This is a genomic window from Lonepinella sp. BR2357 (assembly GCF_051851525.1).
Classification (GTDB): Bacteria; Pseudomonadota; Gammaproteobacteria; order Enterobacterales; family Pasteurellaceae; genus Lonepinella.
This window is the reverse complement of sequence record NZ_JBPDVG010000002.1, coordinates 117,167-134,497: the sequence shown is the minus strand read 5'-3', so window position 1 is coordinate 134,497 and position 17,331 is coordinate 117,167. Positions and strand designations below refer to the sequence as shown.

General features: G+C 42.4%; 13 protein-coding genes. 1 reads left to right on the top strand and 12 read right to left on the bottom strand.

The genetic code is table 11. The annotated features are described in order from the left end of the window. Positions 1-10 precede the first annotated feature (10 nt). The 12 genes from aceF to dsbC all read right to left on the bottom strand — a co-directional run bounded on the left by aceF (position 11) and on the right by dsbC (position 16,063). Complete coding sequence (gene aceF / locus ACTG7L_RS01870; RefSeq protein WP_439287263.1) at positions 11-1,885, bottom strand: pyruvate dehydrogenase complex dihydrolipoyllysine-residue acetyltransferase; 1,875 nt, start codon at positions 1,883-1,885, stop codon at positions 11-13. 130 nt (positions 1,886-2,015) lie between these two features. Beyond that, on the bottom strand, positions 2,016-4,673 hold the full coding sequence (gene aceE / locus ACTG7L_RS01865; RefSeq protein ID WP_439242024.1) for a pyruvate dehydrogenase (acetyl-transferring), homodimeric type: 2,658 nt from the start codon (positions 4,671-4,673) through the stop codon (positions 2,016-2,018). 298 nt (positions 4,674-4,971) lie between these two features. Further along, the gene (lldD, locus tag ACTG7L_RS01860; protein WP_439287262.1) at positions 4,972-6,135 is read right to left on the bottom strand and encodes an FMN-dependent L-lactate dehydrogenase LldD; all 1,164 of its coding nucleotides are present in this window, start codon (positions 6,133-6,135) and stop codon (positions 4,972-4,974) included. 32 nt (positions 6,136-6,167) lie between these two features. Further along, positions 6,168-7,763, bottom strand: coding sequence for an L-lactate permease (locus tag ACTG7L_RS01855; protein WP_439242028.1), 1,596 nt, complete (start codon positions 7,761-7,763; stop codon positions 6,168-6,170). Positions 7,764-7,976: 213 nt separating this feature from the next. Next, a complete protein-coding gene (crr, locus tag ACTG7L_RS01850) occupies positions 7,977-8,477 on the bottom strand; it encodes a PTS glucose transporter subunit IIA (protein WP_439242030.1) in 501 nt (166 codons plus the stop codon). A 71-nt stretch (positions 8,478-8,548) separates the two neighbouring features. Then, positions 8,549-10,276, bottom strand: a complete 1,728-nt coding sequence (ptsI, locus tag ACTG7L_RS01845; RefSeq protein ID WP_439242032.1) for a phosphoenolpyruvate-protein phosphotransferase PtsI — start codon at positions 10,274-10,276, stop codon at positions 8,549-8,551. A gap of 112 nt (positions 10,277-10,388) precedes the next feature. Next, entirely contained in the window at positions 10,389-10,646 is a 258-nt protein-coding gene (gene ptsH, locus ACTG7L_RS01840; RefSeq protein ID WP_439256715.1) for a phosphocarrier protein Hpr, read from the bottom strand. Between the two features lie 183 nt (positions 10,647-10,829). Beyond that, positions 10,830-12,026, bottom strand: coding sequence for a cystathionine beta-lyase (gene metC, locus ACTG7L_RS01835; protein WP_439287261.1), 1,197 nt, complete (start codon positions 12,024-12,026; stop codon positions 10,830-10,832). Between the two features lie 136 nt (positions 12,027-12,162). After that, on the bottom strand, positions 12,163-12,864 hold the full coding sequence (locus ACTG7L_RS01830; RefSeq protein WP_439287260.1) for a 5'-methylthioadenosine/adenosylhomocysteine nucleosidase: 702 nt from the start codon (positions 12,862-12,864) through the stop codon (positions 12,163-12,165). Then, a complete protein-coding gene (locus ACTG7L_RS01825; protein WP_439287259.1) occupies positions 12,865-13,578 on the bottom strand; it encodes a thiol:disulfide interchange protein DsbA/DsbL in 714 nt (237 codons plus the stop codon). It lies immediately after the preceding gene. 4 nt (positions 13,579-13,582) lie between these two features. Then, positions 13,583-15,307, bottom strand: a complete 1,725-nt coding sequence (gene recJ / locus ACTG7L_RS01820) for a single-stranded-DNA-specific exonuclease RecJ (protein WP_439287258.1) — start codon at positions 15,305-15,307, stop codon at positions 13,583-13,585. 66 nt (positions 15,308-15,373) lie between these two features. Next, positions 15,374-16,063, bottom strand: coding sequence for a bifunctional protein-disulfide isomerase/oxidoreductase DsbC (dsbC, locus tag ACTG7L_RS01815; RefSeq protein ID WP_439287257.1), 690 nt, complete (start codon positions 16,061-16,063; stop codon positions 15,374-15,376). 159 nt (positions 16,064-16,222) lie between these two features. On the opposite strand from dsbC, the gene prfB reads away from it, so the two are divergent. Further along, a protein-coding gene (prfB, locus tag ACTG7L_RS01810; protein ID WP_439287256.1) for a peptide chain release factor 2 occupies positions 16,223-17,321 on the top strand; the annotation gives its coding sequence in 2 pieces (ribosomal slippage) (positions 16,223-16,297 and positions 16,299-17,321; 1,098 coding nt in all). Positions 17,322-17,331: the final 10 nt, after the last annotated feature.

The following is a 17,331-nucleotide window of genomic DNA, read 5'->3' as shown; positions in this document are numbered from 1 at the left end:
ATACCGTTAATTACATTGCCAAACGGCGTAAGTCTGCTAATACACCACCAATAAAGCTAATAAATCTTGCTCCATCGGCACCATCAATCACACGGTGATCGAAAGATAAGGATAAAGGTAACATCAAGCGTGGAGCAAATTCTTTACCGTTCCACACTGGTGCCATTTCAGATTTAGATACCCCTAAAATAGCGACTTCAGGTGCATTGACAATCGGTGCAAAGTGAGTGGTACCCAAGCCACCGATACTGGAAATGGTGAAACAGCCACCTTGCATATCAGAGGCAGTTAATTTACCTGCACGGGCTTTTTTGGACACTTCCATCAATTCACGGGAAAGCTCGATAATGCCTTTTTTGTTCACATCTTTGAACACTGGCACCACTAAACCGTTTGGTGTGTCCACGGCCACGCCGATATTGACATATTTTTTCAAGGTTAAGCGTTGGCCATCTTCAGAAATGGAGCTGTTAAAGCGAGGGAATGCCTCCAAGGCTTTGGCAGCGGCTTTCATGATAAATACCACTGGAGTGATTTTCACGTCGAGTTTTTGTTTTTCCGCTAATTTGTTTTGCTCTTTACGGAAATCTTCTAAATCCGTAATATCCGCACGATCAAAGTGCGTCACATGTGGAATCATCACCCAGTTACGGTGTAAGTTCGCACCAGAAATCTTGTTGATACGTGTTAACTCAACTTCTTCCACTTCACCAAATTTGCTGAAGTCAACTTTTGGCCATGGTAACAAGCCTAAACCGGCACCATTGGCGGCACCTGAATTTGCTGACGCACCACTTTCAAGCGCTGCAATCGCTGCTTTCACGTAGGCTTGAACGTCCTCTTTTAAGATACGACCTTTACGACCTGTACCTTTCACTTTATCAAGGTTCACGCCAAATTCACGGGCTAAACGACGAACCACTGGTGTTGCATGCGCAAAGGTGCTACTTGCTGTCACGCTATCTTGATTGACAGGCGCAAGAGATTGTGCAGGGGCGGCTGGCGCAGATTGTGGCGCACTTGGTGCTGGCGCTGCAGCTTGTGCAACGGGTGCAGGTGCGGCACCCGCCACTTCAAATTTCATAATTAATGAACCTGTCGATACTTTATCGCCTGATTTCACTAAAATTTCTTTCACCACACCGGCAAACGGTGCAGGCACTTCCATTGAGGCTTTATCGCCCTCAACGGTAATTAAAGATTGTTCTTCGCTGATACTGTCGCCGACGTTGACCATAATTTCAGTCACGTTAACTTCATCAGAACCGATATCTGGGACATTAACCTCTTTCACGGCAGATTGTGTAGGAGCCGCCGCAGGCGCTTGTGCAACAGGTGCAGCCGCTGCAGGGGAAGAGCCAGTTTCAAATTTCATAATCAATTTACCGGTGGCCACTTTATCACCAACATTGATTAAGATTTCTTTCACCACGCCTGCGATTGGGGCTGGCACTTCCATAGAGGCCTTGTCACCCTCAACGTTAATGATAGATTGATCCACCTCGACTTTATCACCCACTTTAACCATGATTTCGGTCACGTTAACTTCGTCAGATCCAATATCTGGCACATTCACTTCAACCACTGCGGAGGCAGTTGGCGCTGCCGCAGGTGCGGTTTCGGCTTTTGGTGCTTCAGCAGCAGGTGCTGCACCGGCCGCCTCTAATTCGAGCATTGGCGTGCCTGTTGACACTTTGTCGCCCACTTTCACTAAAACCGCTTTTACGACACCGGCCTCAGGGGCAGGAACTTCCATTGAGGCTTTATCCCCCTCAACATTAATAATGGATTGATCCACCGCAATGGTATCGCCCACATTCACCATCACTTCCGTTACGGTGACTTCATCACTACCAATATCTGGCACTTGAATTTGTTTTGACATTTTTATCTTCCTTCTCTGTGCTTGCGGTTAACAGACAAAAATAGCTGTTTTTTCACCGCACTTTAAAACCATTCTCATAAATTATGATAACGTGGAGAGAAAATCTCTCCCACGTTATGCAATGATTTTATTAAGCGTATAACGGATTAACACGTTCCGTTTTTAAACCGTATTTTTCAATGGCTTGTTCAACCACTTTCGCCTCAATGGTGCCTTCTTTCGCTAATTGAGATAATGCAGCCACAACCACATAATACTCATTCACTTCAAAGTGTTCACGTAAGTTTTCACGACCATCTGAACGACCAAAACCATCTGTCCCTAACACATGATAGTGTTTGCTTGGTACATAAGCACGGATTTGTTCCGCATAAAGTTTCATATAGTCAGTGGATGCGACCGTTGGTAAATCCGCTAAGACTTGTGCCACATAAGGTACACGTTGTGTTTCGGTTGGGTGTAATAAGTTCCAACGTACTGCGTCTGCTCCCTCACGGCCTAATTCATTGAATGATGGCGCACTGAATACATCTGCTGTCACACCGTAGTCATTGGCTAAGATTTGAGCCGCTGTACGCACATGACGCATAATGGCACCAGAACTTAATAATTGAACGTGGCCTTTGCCTTTACCTTGTACGGTTTCAAATTTATACAAACCTTTACGAATACCTTCCTCTGCACCGGCTGGCATAGCAGGTTGTTCAGTCACTTCGTTTAAGGTGGTGATGTAATAGAACACGTTTTCTTGTTTTTCACCGTACATACGGTTGATACCGTCTTGGATAATCACGGCCACTTCAAAGGCAAAGGCTGGATCGTAAGTGATACAGTTTGGAATCACGCCCGCTTGAATATGGCTGTGGCCATCTTCATGTTGTAAGCCCTCACCGTTTAAGGTTGTACGGCCTGATGTACCGCCGATCATGAAACCACGAGCTAATTGGTCACCGGCTAACCACATCATATCGCCCACACGTTGGAAACCAAACATGGAGTAATACACGAAGAATGGAATCATTGGTAAGTTATTGACAGAGTAAGAGGTTGCTGCGGCGACCCAAGAGGCGGTGGCCCCTAATTCGTTGATACCCTCTTGCAATACTTGACCATCTGTTGCCTCACGATAGTAAGCCACTAATTCACGGTCAGATGGAACATAGTTTTGACCTGCGGGGCTGTAAATACCGATTTGACGGAATAATCCCTCCATACCAAAAGTACGAGCTTCGTCCGCAATAATCGGCACGATAGTTTTACCGATATTTTTGTCTTTTAATAAGGTGTTTAACACACGGCTGAATGCCATCGTGGTAGAAATACCACGTGGCTGTTCCTCTAACAAGGCTTGGAATTCTGACAAGGCAGGTACTTTATATTCCACATCAAATGCTTTACGACGTGCCGGCACATAACCATTTAAGGCTTTACGGTGGTTGTGCAGATATTCATATTCTTCTGAACCCTCTGCAAATTTGATGTATTCTAATTTTTCAACTTGCTCATCAGTTAATGGCAAATGGAAATGATCACGGAAACCTTTTAAGCTATCCAATGACATTTTTTTCGATTGGTGAGCGGTGTTTTTACTTTCCGCCTCTGGGATTTTATAACCTTTTACCATGTGTGATAAAATCACCACCGGTTTGTCGGCTTTTTGCGCTTTAGCAAAGGCTGCATACATTTTTTCACTGTCATGACCACCACGGCGTAATGCCCAAATTTCATCATCAGTCCAGTCAGCCACTAATGCCGCAGTTTCTGGATAACGACCGAAGAAGTGTTCACGCACATAAGCACCATTTTTGGACTTGAATGTTAAGTAGTCGCCATCCACCACTTCCATCATTAATTGCGCTAATTTACCAGAGGTATCTTTGGCAAATAATTTATCCCAACTGCTGCCCCATAATACTTTAATGACTTCCCAACCTGCACCGCTGAATAAGCCCTCTAATTCTTGAACGATTTTACCGTTACCATGTACTGGGCCATCTAAACGTTGTAAATTACAGCTAATCACAAAAATTAAGTTATCTAATTTTTCACGTGCGGCAACCGTAATCGCCCCTTTAGATTCGATTTCGTCCATTTCACCGTCGCCTAAGAACGCATAGACTTTTTGGTTAGAGGTATCTTTTAAATTACGGTTATGTAAATATTTTAAGAAACGGGCGCTATAAATCGCATTCACTGGGCCTAATCCCATAGATACGGTAGAGAATTGCCAGAATTCAGGCATTAATTTCGGGTGTGGATAAGAAGATAATCCATCCACAAAGGCTTCTTGACGGAAATTATCGAGTTGTTCTTCGGTTAAACGTCCCTCAACGAAAGCACGAGCATAAATACCGGGTGCCGCATGGCCTTGAGAGAAAATTAAATCGCCGCCGTCTTTTTCCGTCGCCGCTTTAAAGAAATGGTTATAGCACACTTCATACATAGAGGCCGCAGATTGATAGGTAGAAATATGGCCACCTAAATCCAAATCTTTTTTCTGACTACGTAATACCATGGCAATCGCATTCCAACGCACTGCAGAACGAACACGACGTTCAATATCTTTGTTACCTGGGTAAGGAGGTTGTTCTGAGGCAGGAATGGTATTTACATAAGCGGTGGTTGCACCGGCTGGGAGAGGAACGGCTTGGCTACGAGCATGTTGCATGATTTGCTCAACAATAAACTGAGCTCGTTCTGTGCCTTCTTCACGAATAATTGAATCAATCGCCAATAGCCAATCTTGAGTTTCGATTGGATCTACGTCATTCTTCACGATTTCTGACATAGTCTTTTCCTTATTTTGATGTTAATAAAATTATGTTTAGCCTGTTGCCAAACGACGGGTGGATAACTAAATTGCTACTCTCTTGATTAGTGAATGCGCTTTTCTCATCCATTTAAAAAATTTTTTAAATTTTATTAGATTTTTTTAATCAAGCATAGCGATATTTCACTAAATTTTAACATTATTTTTTTGAAATATCACGAAATAAGTAAAATTTTGACCGCACTTTAACCGTTCCTCCCGTTGAATCGCCCCTAAAAGAAAAATCACCGCAGAAAGTGCGGTGATTTTTTCAGGGTTATTTTGTGGCGTCAGTCAATAACTTTTCGTAATCCACAAGCGCACGAGACGTAATGTCGCTAATCCGTTGATTACTGGTTAAGGTCATGGCGACACGCATTTCTTTTTTGAAAATATCCAACATATTTTCCACCCCTGCACGGCCCGCCGCACCAAGGGCATAGACAAATGAACGACCAAGCATGGTGGCATCTGCCCCTAATGCGATCATACGTACGACGTCTAATCCATTACGAATGCCCGAATCAGCAAGGATTTTAATATCCCCTTTCACCGCATCCGCAATCGGTGGCAAGGCTCGGGCTGAAGAAAGCACGCCATCAAGTTGGCGACCACCGTGGTTTGATACCACAATACCATCAGCACCAAAACGCACCGCATCTTTCGCATCTTCGGGATCCAAAATGCCTTTGATCACCATTGGGCCATCCCAGAACTCACGGATCCACTCTAAATCTTTCCAAGAAATTGACGGGTCAAAGTTTTGAGTTAACCAACCGATGTAATCATCTAAATTGATTGGTTTACCCATATAAGTGGATACATTGCCTAAGGTATGAGGTTTACCATTGATCCCTACGTCCCATGCCCAAAATGGATGAGTGATACCTTGTAATACACGGCGAATTTCTTTATATGGGCCACTCATGCCTGAGTGCATATCACGATAACGAGCGCCTGGGGTTGGCATATCCACAGTAAATACCAAGGTAGAACAACCGGCGGCTTTCGCACGTTCCAAGGCATTTTTCATAAAGCCACGATCTTTCAACACATAAAGTTGGAACCACATTGGGCGTTTAATGGCCGGCGCCACTTCTTCAATCGGGCAAATCGACACGGTAGATAGCGTAAATGGAATGCCTTTATTATCCGCCGCTTGTGCCGCTTGCACTTCTCCACGACGGGCATTCATACCTAATGCACCGACAGGCGCTAATGCCACAGGCATCGATAATTTTTCGCCAAATAGCTCAATTTCCGTGTCTAATTGTGACATATCTTTTAATACACGTTGTCTTAACGCAATATCGGCTAAATCCGTCACATTGCGTTCTAAGGTACGTTCTGCATAAGAACCGCCGTCCGCATAATGGAACATAAATGGCGGAACTTTGCGTCTGGCCGCTTCACGGTAGTCATTGGCTGATGAAATAATCATATTTTATACCTCTCTGATAAATTATTATTTTGTTAAATCGAATAGAACATTGGCACAATAAAGGTCGCTGCCAGTGCCGCAATGATGCCATAAATAAACATTGGGATCGCGGTTTTCTTCAAGATCTCACCCTCTTGGTTTGGTAAATTCACAATGGTGCTTACCGCAATAATGTTATTTACGCAGATCATATTCCCCATGGCACCGCCCACAGATTGCAAAGCCAAAATAAGCGAAACATTTAAGCCGGCTAATTCTGCAGTGGAAATTTGGACGCCACCAAAGGTCAAGTTAGATACAGTATTTGAACCAGAGAAGAATGCACCAATAGCCCCTAAGTAAGCGGAGAAATAGGTCCAAGATTCACCGGCAACATTGGCAAAACCTGTACCGATAATTTTCACCATTGAACTGTCACCACCCATGGTCATTAATTTCACCATCACCAAAGCACCAAACATGGCCCAGAATGGTCGGATACCTTGTTTAATGCTACGCATGGCAATTTGGTGTACGGATTTTACACTTAAACGATAAATGAAGAAAGTCAGTAATGATACCACACCAAACGGAATTAACGCCGGTACATAAAGTAAACGGTAGTTATCCGATACACCGGTTTCAAAAATATTACTTAATGAAAACACTAAACCTTTGGTAATCGCAAAATCACCTAAATAGCCCCATGACGCATTGATCCATGGTGTTTTATCTTGAATCATGGCGTTAAAAGGTAATTGCGGTAAACGAGTTAAAATTAACAACGTAATAAGCAATAAGGTTGGCGATAATGCTTTAAATACTTCACCTTTCGTCACGGCTGCTGCATACTCAGAAGCCTCCGTTTTCACTAAACCAATACCAAAATTAGCCACGGCAATAGAAATTAATAAACCGATTGCCCCACCCACCAATGATGGAAATTCATAGTTAAATTGTGCGAGTAATACATAGGGAACCACACAAGAAAGAATACTGATGTAAACGAAAATAATGTTACGTTTAACGTCTTTCCACTCTACTACAAATAATAACGCAATCACAGGGATCACTAAAGCGGCTACGGCATGGATTAACGCTGTCATGCCACCGATTTCAAGAATTTGTTCAGCGGGCAAATTGAGTGGCGAAAGGCCAAACCACGTTGGCGTACCTACCGCACCAAAAGACACAGGAATGGAGTTCATGGCTAACGCTAAACAAGCCACACGGAACGGTTTAAACCCTAAACCAATTAAGATCGGTGCTGCAATAGCAGGCGGTGTGCCCCAACCACTGGCGCCCTCAAGCATAAAAGCAAATGCCCATGCAATAATCATTAATTGTGCCACTGGATTTGGATTGATGGTGGCTAACCATTTACGCAAGGTATTAATGGCACCAGAATCTTCCAATGTTCTGTGGAATAAGATCGCACCAAAAATCACCGTAATCGGCACTAAGGTGGAAAGATAGCCCGATACTACATTGGCGTTAACCAACACTAAGTCAGCGTCAAAATAAAAAACTTTAATTAAATAAACTAATATTGCAATCATTGGCAATGCAATATAGGACGGAACAGGATTGCGTTTAACCATTAAATAAATGAGCAACGCAATAGGAAAAATACTTAAAAATAACGCCATAGAAACCTCTCTAAAAAAACACGGCAAATAGGTCGGGTATTCTATAAGAATCTCAAAATAAAAACAGAAGAAAGTTACAAATTTGTGATCTACGTTACATTTTTACAACACAATCGCTTATTTTACATTCAATCTATCGCTATACATTGATTTTTACGGCGTTAAAAATAGAAAAGCTCGCCAATGGCGAGCCTTTAAATAAATAATATCGTATTATTTTTTCAATACTAAAACCACCGATTCACCGGCAACCACATCACCCACTTTTTTACTAATATGGCTGATTTCGTCCATATTAGAAATCACCACTGGGGTTAACACAGATTTTGCTCTTTGTTCTAATGAAGCAAGATCAAATTCAATCACCGTGTCACCACGTTTAACGGTTTGGCCCTCTTTAGCCACACGGGTAAAGCCCTCACCTTTTAATTCCACGGTATCAATACCAAAGTGAACGAATAATTCAACGCCCTCTTTAGATTCCATTGAAAACGCATGGTTGGTTTCAAAGATTTTACCAATCACACCATCAACGGGTGCTACAATTTTGTTACTGTTTGGGCGAATTGCAATACCGTCACCAACAATTTTCTCAGAGAAAACGACATCTGGTACATCTTCAATATTCACAATTTCACCTGAAAGTGGCGCATAGATTTCCACTTCAACAGCGTGACTTTCTTTTGCACCAAATAATTTATCAAAAAATCCCATTTTTTACTCTCCTGCTTGCTATATGAACAAAGATTTTGCGCATATTCTAACCCAAAATCTTTGCTTTGTATCTAATTAAATGCGTTTTCTTTTAAGAAATCGTCTACTAATTTCTCAATTTCCACCGCAGTTGGTTGTTGTAACGCTTGCTCTGCTAATGCTTTGGCATCTTGATAATTGACGTTACGAATAATTTTCTTAATGGCTGGCACAGAAATGGCACTCATACTGAATTCGTCTAAGCCCATACCTAACAATAAGACAGTGGCCCGTTCATCACCGGCTAATTCACCACACATGCCAGTCCATTTGCCTTCCGCATGAGAGGCGTCAATCACTTGTTTGATGAGGCCTAACACTGACGGTGCCAATGGATTGTATAAGTGAGAAATCATTTCATTACCACGGTCAACCGCTAAGGTATATTGGGTTAAGTCATTGGTACCAATACTGAAGAAATCCACTTCTTTGGCTAAGAATTTGGCATTCACCGCCGCTGACGGGGTTTCCACCATCACACCAATTTGAATATTTTCATCAAAGGCTTTGCCCTCGTTGCGTAATGCTTGTTTCAAGGTTTCAATAACAGATTTCAGCTCACGAATTTCTTCCACCGAAATAATCATTGGGAACATCACCGCTAATTTACCAAAGGCGGAGGCTCGTAACACGGCACGTAATTGTGCGGTTAAAATTTCACGACGATCTAACGCAATACGAATCGCACGCCAACCTAAGAATGGATTCATTTCTTTAGGTAAATTTAAATACGGTAATTCTTTATCACCACCAATGTCCATGGTACGCAATACCACAAGACGACCATTCATGGCTTCAACCACTTCTTTATAAGCGATAAATTGTTCTTCTTCGCTTGGTAACTGATCACGATCCATAAATAGGAACTCAGTACGGTATAAACCAACACCCTCTGCCCCATTACGATCCGCACCATCACAATCACGAATGGTCCCAATATTGGCCACCACATCCACACGATGACCGTCTAATGTCATGGCCGGTAAATCTTTTAATTTGGCCAGTTCGGCTTTTTCGGCGGCTAATTTTTCTTGTGCCGCTTTTAACGAGTCGATTTCAGCTTGCGTTGGATTAACTAATACTTGGTTATTCACCGCATCTAATACTAAAAAATCACCTGTATTAACTAATTCAGTGACATTATTTGTCCCAACAATCGCCGGTAATTCCAAAGAACGCGCCATAATGGACGTGTGCGAAGTACGACCACCAATATCCGTAATAAAACCTAACACTTTATCTAAATTTAACTGTGCCGTTTCAGATGGCGTTAAATCATAAGCAACCAAAATCACTTCTTCATTAATATCACCTAAATCCACAATTTTCATGCCAAGAATATTTTTAATCAAACGATTACCAATATCCCGAATATCACCGGCACGTTCTTTTAAATATTCATCATCAATTTCAGACAACATGGTCACTTGCTGATCGATAATCTTGCTCGCTGCCACGGCTGCATTGACTTTATTTGAACGTAAATAATCAATGATTTCTTCTTCCAATTCCTCGTCTTCTAAAATCATCAAATGACCTTCAAAGATGGCGGCTTTATCTTCCCCTAAGGATTTAAATGCACGATCACGAATAGAACTAAGTTGTTCAACGGCGTCCGTGCGTCCTTGATAAAAACGAGCAATTTCTTCATCAATTTTATCATCTGTAATTTTGTGCATATCAAGCACAATTTTTTCTTCTTTAAGGACGAGTGCGTTACCGAAAACAATACCTGGAGAGGCTGGAATTCCTGAAATCATAATTTACCTTCTGACTAAAATGAAAGGGTAATAAAATAAAAGCCACAACATCCCACTTCTCTTAATGCAACAAATCCATGAAGAGAAGAAAATGTATATGGCTAAACTAAAATTATTCTAAAGTAGGGACTAATGCCACTAAATGATCCACAGCGGCTTGTGCATCTTCACCTTCCGCAGAAATGGTAATCACTGTACCTTGGGTTAAACCTAAAGTTTGTAATTTAAACAAACTTTTTGCGCTTGCACTTTTACCCGCAGAAGTCACCGTAATATCTGAACTAAATCCTTTCGCTTCTTTTACGAACTGAGCGGCAGGGCGAGTGTGTAAACCGCTTGCTGCGGTAATTTCAACGTCTTTTGAGTACATGATGTTTCCCTCTTTTTGATGATAATAAAAAAGAACACTATTTAACCCGATATATTAGGTTTCATAGTAAATTGTCTTATTCTAAGCGATTAATGCGATGGAATCACGCTAAAATTGATGAAAATCGAAAAATAACAGTGAGATAGTATAAATAACCGCCAAATGTTAACGAATTATTAATATTTAGCCCAAGTTTAATCGTTTCAGCCCTGCTTTTAAGTCTGAAATCAACTCATCCACTGACTCAAAACCAATATGCACACGAATCAACGTCCCGCTTAAAGTGCGGTCAATATTGGGGCGAATTTTGGCAATGTCTTCTGGTTGGTTATATAAAATTAAACTTTCAAAGCCGCCCCATGAATAGGCCATGCTAAATAATTCAAAATGATCCATAAAATCAGAAAGTTGCTGTGGCGTTAATTTTTGTTTTAACTCAAAAGAAAACAAGCCAGATGAACCCACAAAATCACGAGCAAAAAATTCATGACCTGGGCAACTTGGCAAGGCGGGGTGATAAACCGATTTTACTTCAGGTTGCTCCGCCAACCACATGGCAACTTTCACGCTACTTTCTTCATGCTGTTTAAAACGGACGACTAACGAACGAATGCCTCGAGCCGTCATATAAGCCGTATCAGCATCCACCATTTGCCCCATTAAATAGGAATGTTCACGCAACCGGTCCCAACAACGCACATTCGATACCGCCGTACCAATCATGGCATCCGAATGGCCAACCAAATATTTGGTGCCTGCTTGAATGGAAATATCAATGCCATGTTCAAGGGCTTTAAACAAAATACCACCGCCCCACGTATTATCCGCCATCATCACCACATCCGGATTCACCGCTCTCACCGCTTGCACAATCGCAGGTACATCCGGCACTTCCATGGTTAATGAACTTGGTGTTTCAAGGAATACAACCGTCGTATTCGGACGCATAAAATCGGCAATTTTTGCACCGCACATGGGATCATAAAAGGTGGTTTCCACCCCTATTTTTTTCAACATTTGATGACAAAAATCTTGCGTAGGCTCATAAGCCGCACCAGACATTAAAATATGATCACCCGTTTTCACGAAAGCCAAAATACTGTTGGTAATGGCTGCCGCACCACAAGGATACAAATAACAACCAGCCCCGCCCTCCATTTCACACATCAAATCTTGCAATGCAAAATGGGTAAGGGTGCCACGACGTCCGTAAAATAAGGCTTGTTTGGCTCGATTAATCGTGGCTTGTTTTTTGTCGGCTAGGCTCTCAAACACCAAAGAGGACGCCCGTTGAATCACTGGGTTGACTGCGCCTTGTGTAAATCGTTTAGTTCGCCCTGTATGCACTAAGGCGGTTGCTAATGAATGTTTTTTGCTCATGTTATTGTTTCCTTTTACTTACCCCCCTCTCCCTTTGGGAGAGGGTTGGGGTGAGGGTTTGGGTAAGCGTTATTTAACCACAATTTTACCCTCACCCTAGCCCTCTCCCAAAGGGAGAGGGGACGATTTACTTGATTTATAACTCTGCCAACATGCCTAATACTATTTGTGAGGACATTTTTGCGGCCAAAGGTAAAAATTCGTCAAAAGACATACTGGCCTCGCCGTCCCCCGCATCAGAAATGGCACGCACCACCACAAATGGCACGGCAAAACTATGGCAGACTTGCGCAATAGCCGCCGCCTCCATTTCCACCGCACAAACCGCTGGAAAATCCGCTTTTATTTGCGCTAACGCTGTGCCACCTGCAATAAAGCTATCGCCCGAACAAATCAAGCCACGTTGTACTGAATGGCCTTGTTGTTGTGAAATACGTTGTGCAATACGTTCTGCAAGTGCGGTCAATTTTTCATCAGAAATAAAACGAGGTGGACAAGCGGGTAACTGCCCTTTCACGTAGCCAAAGGCCGTCACATCTGCATCATGATAAGCGGTTTCGGTGGAAAGAATAATATCCCCGACGTTTAACCCTGTGACCACGCCACCGGCCGATCCTGTGTTAATCACCACGTCAGGTTTAGCCATTTGCAATAAGGCAGTTGTACCAATCGCTGCCGCCACTTTACCAATACCCGATTGGACTAACGCCACGGATTTGCCCGCAATTTTTCCCTCAAAAATCACCGCACTTGCGACCTTGGTTTCTGTTTTTTCGGTCATTAACCCTAACAGAATTTCCACTTCTTGTGCCATAGCACCAACAATACCTATCTTCATTTATTTCTCGTTTTGTTTGTTGTTCATTAATTTATTCACCAAATAATCAAGCACCGCAAAGGTGTAATCATCATTATAAAGTGTGCTGATGGTTAAAACATATTTACCATCCAACACAACAAAAGGATAGGTGAATACGCCATATTTTTCCGTACGAGCAATCGCTGAATTGACTAACTTAATGGTTGGATTCGCATAAAAAATTTCGTCAAATTGCTGAGGATCAATATTATTTTGTTGTAACCAAGCTAACAAATTATCCCATTTCGCCAACTCGGCATAACGTGTTGCGTCCGTGGTTTCAAATAATAAGAGATCGGACACATCATCACGTTTTAATTGATGTAAACTATAAAAAACTTGGGCGCTATAAAGGACATCATCTGTCGCAATCGGATATTCTTCATAATTCACCTTATCCGCATTCAGCTCTTTATAGAGGGTAAGAATATCTTGCACATTCACACAAGTTCGACAATCATAAGCAAAAAAAGATTGAATTCTCACACGATCTTTTTCTAACTGAACATTCACTGGCGTACTATAAGAAAAATAATCCTTGCCGTCTTGAAAAGGTTCCGCATTGTTATCGGCTTGCTCAACGGCCATCTCCGTCGCCTGATCTTCACTATGGGACGCCAATGACACGGGGTTTTCTTCCGCCCACGCCGTCGCATTCCAACATAATAAAAATAACAAAGCAATATATTTCATAATGTTACACTAACATGATCGGTTCAATATAATCCACTAATAATTGAATATCCCGATTACCTCGGAATTCATTAATATCCAATTTATAGACTAATTTTGCGCATTTAATCGACTGATCAGGATAATAACGAGTATCCACATTAAAAGCAATGGCATCAATCAGTTGTCCGCCCTGTTTCGGTTCTAACAACATTTTTAAATGACGTTCGCCCACTAAGCGTTGTTGTAAAATTTTAAATTCGCCGTCAAACACCGGCTCCGGAAAGGCCTGTCCCCAAGGGCCGGCTTGTTTGAGGATTTCGGCCGTTTGCAAATTGAACAAAGAGGGGGGCAATTCGCCATCCGTCCACAAGGTACCTTGCAATTCTTCATCCCCTAACCATTCGGTGACCACCTCATTAAAACTGCGTTGAAATTGCTCAAATAATTCTGCTCGAATACTTAATCCTGCTGCCATGGCATGACCGCCAAATTTTAAAATCATCTCTGGGTGGCGTTGATGAACCCGTTCTAATAAATCACGCATATGCAAGCCCTCCACCGAACGGGCGGAACCTTTTAACACGTCATCACCATCTTGTGCAAAGGCAATAATGGGGCGATGAAATTGATCTTTAATACGTGAGGCAACAATGCCTAACACGCCTTGGTGCCAATCCGATTGATACAGTGCCACGCCCAAAGGCAGTTGTTTTTCACGGTTAAGTGCGGTTAATTTTCGGCAAATTTCTAACGCCTCTAATTTCATGCCTTGCTCGATTTCTTTGCGGGTTTGGTTTAATTCATCCAATTCCAACGCCAAGGATCTCGCCTGTTCCATGTTGTTACTTAACAGCAATTCCACCCCAATGGACATATTATCCAATCGCCCGGCTGCATTTAAACGAGGCGCAATGGAAAAACCTAAATCACTGGCGGTGAGTTGATGAATATTTTTATTCGCCACTTCCGCTAAAGCACGAATGCCATAACAGCAATGTTCAGCCCGAATTCGCAACAAGCCTTGATAAGCCAAAATGCGGTTATTTTGATCTAACGGCACCACGTCCGCAATGGTGCCTAAAGCGACTAAATCCAATAATTCAGTGAAATTCGGTTGGGTTTTACTGTCAAATACGCCCATTTCACGTAATTTGGCACGCAACGCCAACATCACATAAAAGGTCACGCCCACACCCGCTAATGACTTAGAGGGAAAATCGCAGCCCACTAAATTTGGGTTAACAATAGCGTCAGCACCGGGTAATTGTTCCGCCGGCAAATGGTGATCGGTAATCACCACGCTCACGCCACGTTGTTTTAAATAGGCCACGCCCTCTAAAGAGGCCACACCATTATCTACCGTGATCAACACCTCCACACCTTGTTGGCATGCCATGTCCGCCACCGCCACGCTTAAGCCGTAGCCTTGTTCAAAACGATCGGGGATTAAATAGTTGACATCCGTAAAACCCAGTTGACGCAAAGCCAATACCGCTAAGGCCGTACTGGTCGCCCCGTCCGCATCAAAATCCCCCACAATGACGATTTTTTTATCACGAGAATCTGCCAATAATTGCACCGCAGTTTGCATGCCTGATAGTAAATGTGGCGACAACATTGATTGCAACGTGCGATCTAATTGTTGTGCGTTTTGAATATGACGGGAACGATATAAACGATCTAATAAGGGATTATCACAAACAGGCGAACCTGTTGGCACTGCTCTTCTTTGAATGATTTTATTCACGGGAATATTGTTATTATTAATTAATCATTGTAGGGTGAATTCATGCGCTGCACCCTAGGTTATGGCTTATTTAGTTAATTCAGCCAATAATGCTTTCGGTTCTAAATAACCACCGATCACTTCACCATTTTCAGTGACAATCGCCGGTGTGCCTTGCACGCCCAATGCCACGCCCAATTTATAATGTTTAGCCACCATATTCGGTGTTTTCAACTGCGTTGGCAACTTGCCTTGTTCCGCATCATTTAATGCTTGAACCCGATCTTTGGCGGTGAAAATCGCCTCCATTTGTTGTGCCACTTGATCGTTTGACGCCACACCACGACGGGGGAACGCCAAATAACGAATGGTAATGCCTAACTCATTGTAAGCCTTAATTTGTTCATGGAGTTTATGGCAATAATAACAACTAATATCCATAAATACCGTCACCACTTGTTTTTCATTTTTGGCGGGGTAAATGATCATATCTTGTTTATAACTTTCTAAAGTCCCCATTAAGGCTTTGGCTGACACGTCTACGGGGCCTTTATCGGTGAGTTCATACAATTTACCATGTAACACATAATTGGCATCTTCACTCACGTATAAAATACCTTCTTCCGTATTCACGGTTTTTAGGCCTGAAATCGGCGAATCTTTAACTTCAACTTGTTGCACGCCCATTTTGTTCAACTTGGCAATAATTGCGTTATTATCGGCTGCTGCATATACTGCGACAGATGAGAGCAAAACTGCGGTGAAAATTTTGTACATTTTTGACTTTCCATGGTTATCATTAAAATTCGTCGCCTAGTTTATCACAACTTTCTATTGAATTTAACTATTTAACCGATAACAGACTGTTTCAACTACTACACAATCGCCCCTAAATAGGCTATAATCCAAGGTTTACGATATGAAAGAAATCCTATTATGTTTGAAATTAACCCAGTAAAAAACAAAATCGCCGATCTCGCCGAACGCACTCAAGTGCTGAGGGGGTATCTTTGACTTTGATGTTAAAGTCGAACGGCTAGAAGAAGTCAATGCCGAATTGGAACAGCCTGAAGTCTGGAATGAACCCGAAAAAGCCCAAGCCTTAGGCAAAGAACGCTCTGCCCTTGAATTAGTCGTAAACACGATAAAAAAACTCGATCAAGGTTTGGAAGACGTGGACGGTTTGCTTGAATTAGCGATTGAGGGCGAAGATGAACAAACCTTTAATGAAACCGTTGCAGAACTTGATGAATTAGAACAGCAGTTAGCCAAATTAGAATTTCAACGTATGTTCAGCGGTCAACACGACAGTTGCGATTGTTATGTAGATTTACAAGCAGGTTCAGGCGGCACCGAGGCACAAGACTGGACAGAAATGTTATTACGCATGTATTTACGTTGGGCGGAATCGAAAGGCTTTAAGACCGAATTAATGGAAGTGTCCGATGGTGATGTGGCAGGTCTGAAATCAGCAACCATTAAAGTATCAGGTGAATATGCCTTTGGTTGGCTTCGCACCGAAACAGGGATTCACCGTTTAGTACGTAAAAGCCCGTTTGATAGCAATAATCGCCGTCATACCTCTTTTGCGGCGGCGTTTATCTACCCTGAAATTGATGATGATATTGATATTGACATCAATCCAGCGGATTTACGCATTGATGTGTATCGTGCCTCGGGAGCAGGTGGTCAGCACGTGAATAAAACCGAAAGTGCGGTGCGAATTACCCATATTCCAAGCGGTATTGTGGTGCAATGTCAAAACGACCGTTCGCAGCACAAAAACAAAGATCAATGTATGAAACAGCTCAAAGCCAAGCTGTATGAAATGGAAATGATGAAGAAAAATGCCGATAAACAAGCCTTGGAAGAAAGCAAATCCGACATTGGCTGGGGCAGTCAGATTCGTTCCTATGTATTAGATGATAGTCGGATTAAAGATTTACGCACAGGCGTGGAAAATCGCAATACCCAAGCGGTGCTTGACGGCGATTTAGATCGTTTTATTGAAGCAAGCCTAAAGGCTGGCTTATAAATTTTAATTA

Excerpts from the sequence above, each read along its gene's own strand:
- aceF (WP_439287263.1), bottom strand. The coding sequence starts at position 1,885 with ATGTCAAAACAAATTCAAGTGCCAGATATTGGTAGTGATGAAGTCACC.
- aceE (WP_439242024.1), bottom strand. The coding sequence starts at position 4,673 with ATGTCAGAAATCGTGAAGAATGACGTAGATCCAATCGAAACTCAAGAT.
- lldD (WP_439287262.1), bottom strand. The coding sequence starts at position 6,135 with ATGATTATTTCATCAGCCAATGACTACCGTGAAGCGGCCAGACGCAAA.
- ACTG7L_RS01855 (WP_439242028.1), bottom strand. The coding sequence starts at position 7,763 with ATGGCGTTATTTTTAAGTATTTTTCCTATTGCGTTGCTCATTTATTTA.
- crr (WP_439242030.1), bottom strand. The coding sequence starts at position 8,477 with ATGGGATTTTTTGATAAATTATTTGGTGCAAAAGAAAGTCACGCTGTT.
- ptsI (WP_439242032.1), bottom strand. The coding sequence starts at position 10,276 with ATGATTTCAGGAATTCCAGCCTCTCCAGGTATTGTTTTCGGTAACGCA.
- ptsH (WP_439256715.1), bottom strand. The coding sequence starts at position 10,646 with ATGTACTCAAAAGACGTTGAAATTACCGCAGCAAGCGGTTTACACACT.
- metC (WP_439287261.1), bottom strand. The coding sequence starts at position 12,026 with ATGAGCAAAAAACATTCATTAGCAACCGCCTTAGTGCATACAGGGCGA.
- ACTG7L_RS01830 (WP_439287260.1), bottom strand. The coding sequence starts at position 12,864 with ATGAAGATAGGTATTGTTGGTGCTATGGCACAAGAAGTGGAAATTCTG.
- ACTG7L_RS01825 (WP_439287259.1), bottom strand. The coding sequence starts at position 13,578 with ATGAAATATATTGCTTTGTTATTTTTATTATGTTGGAATGCGACGGCG.
- dsbC (WP_439287257.1), bottom strand. The coding sequence starts at position 16,063 with ATGTACAAAATTTTCACCGCAGTTTTGCTCTCATCTGTCGCAGTATAT.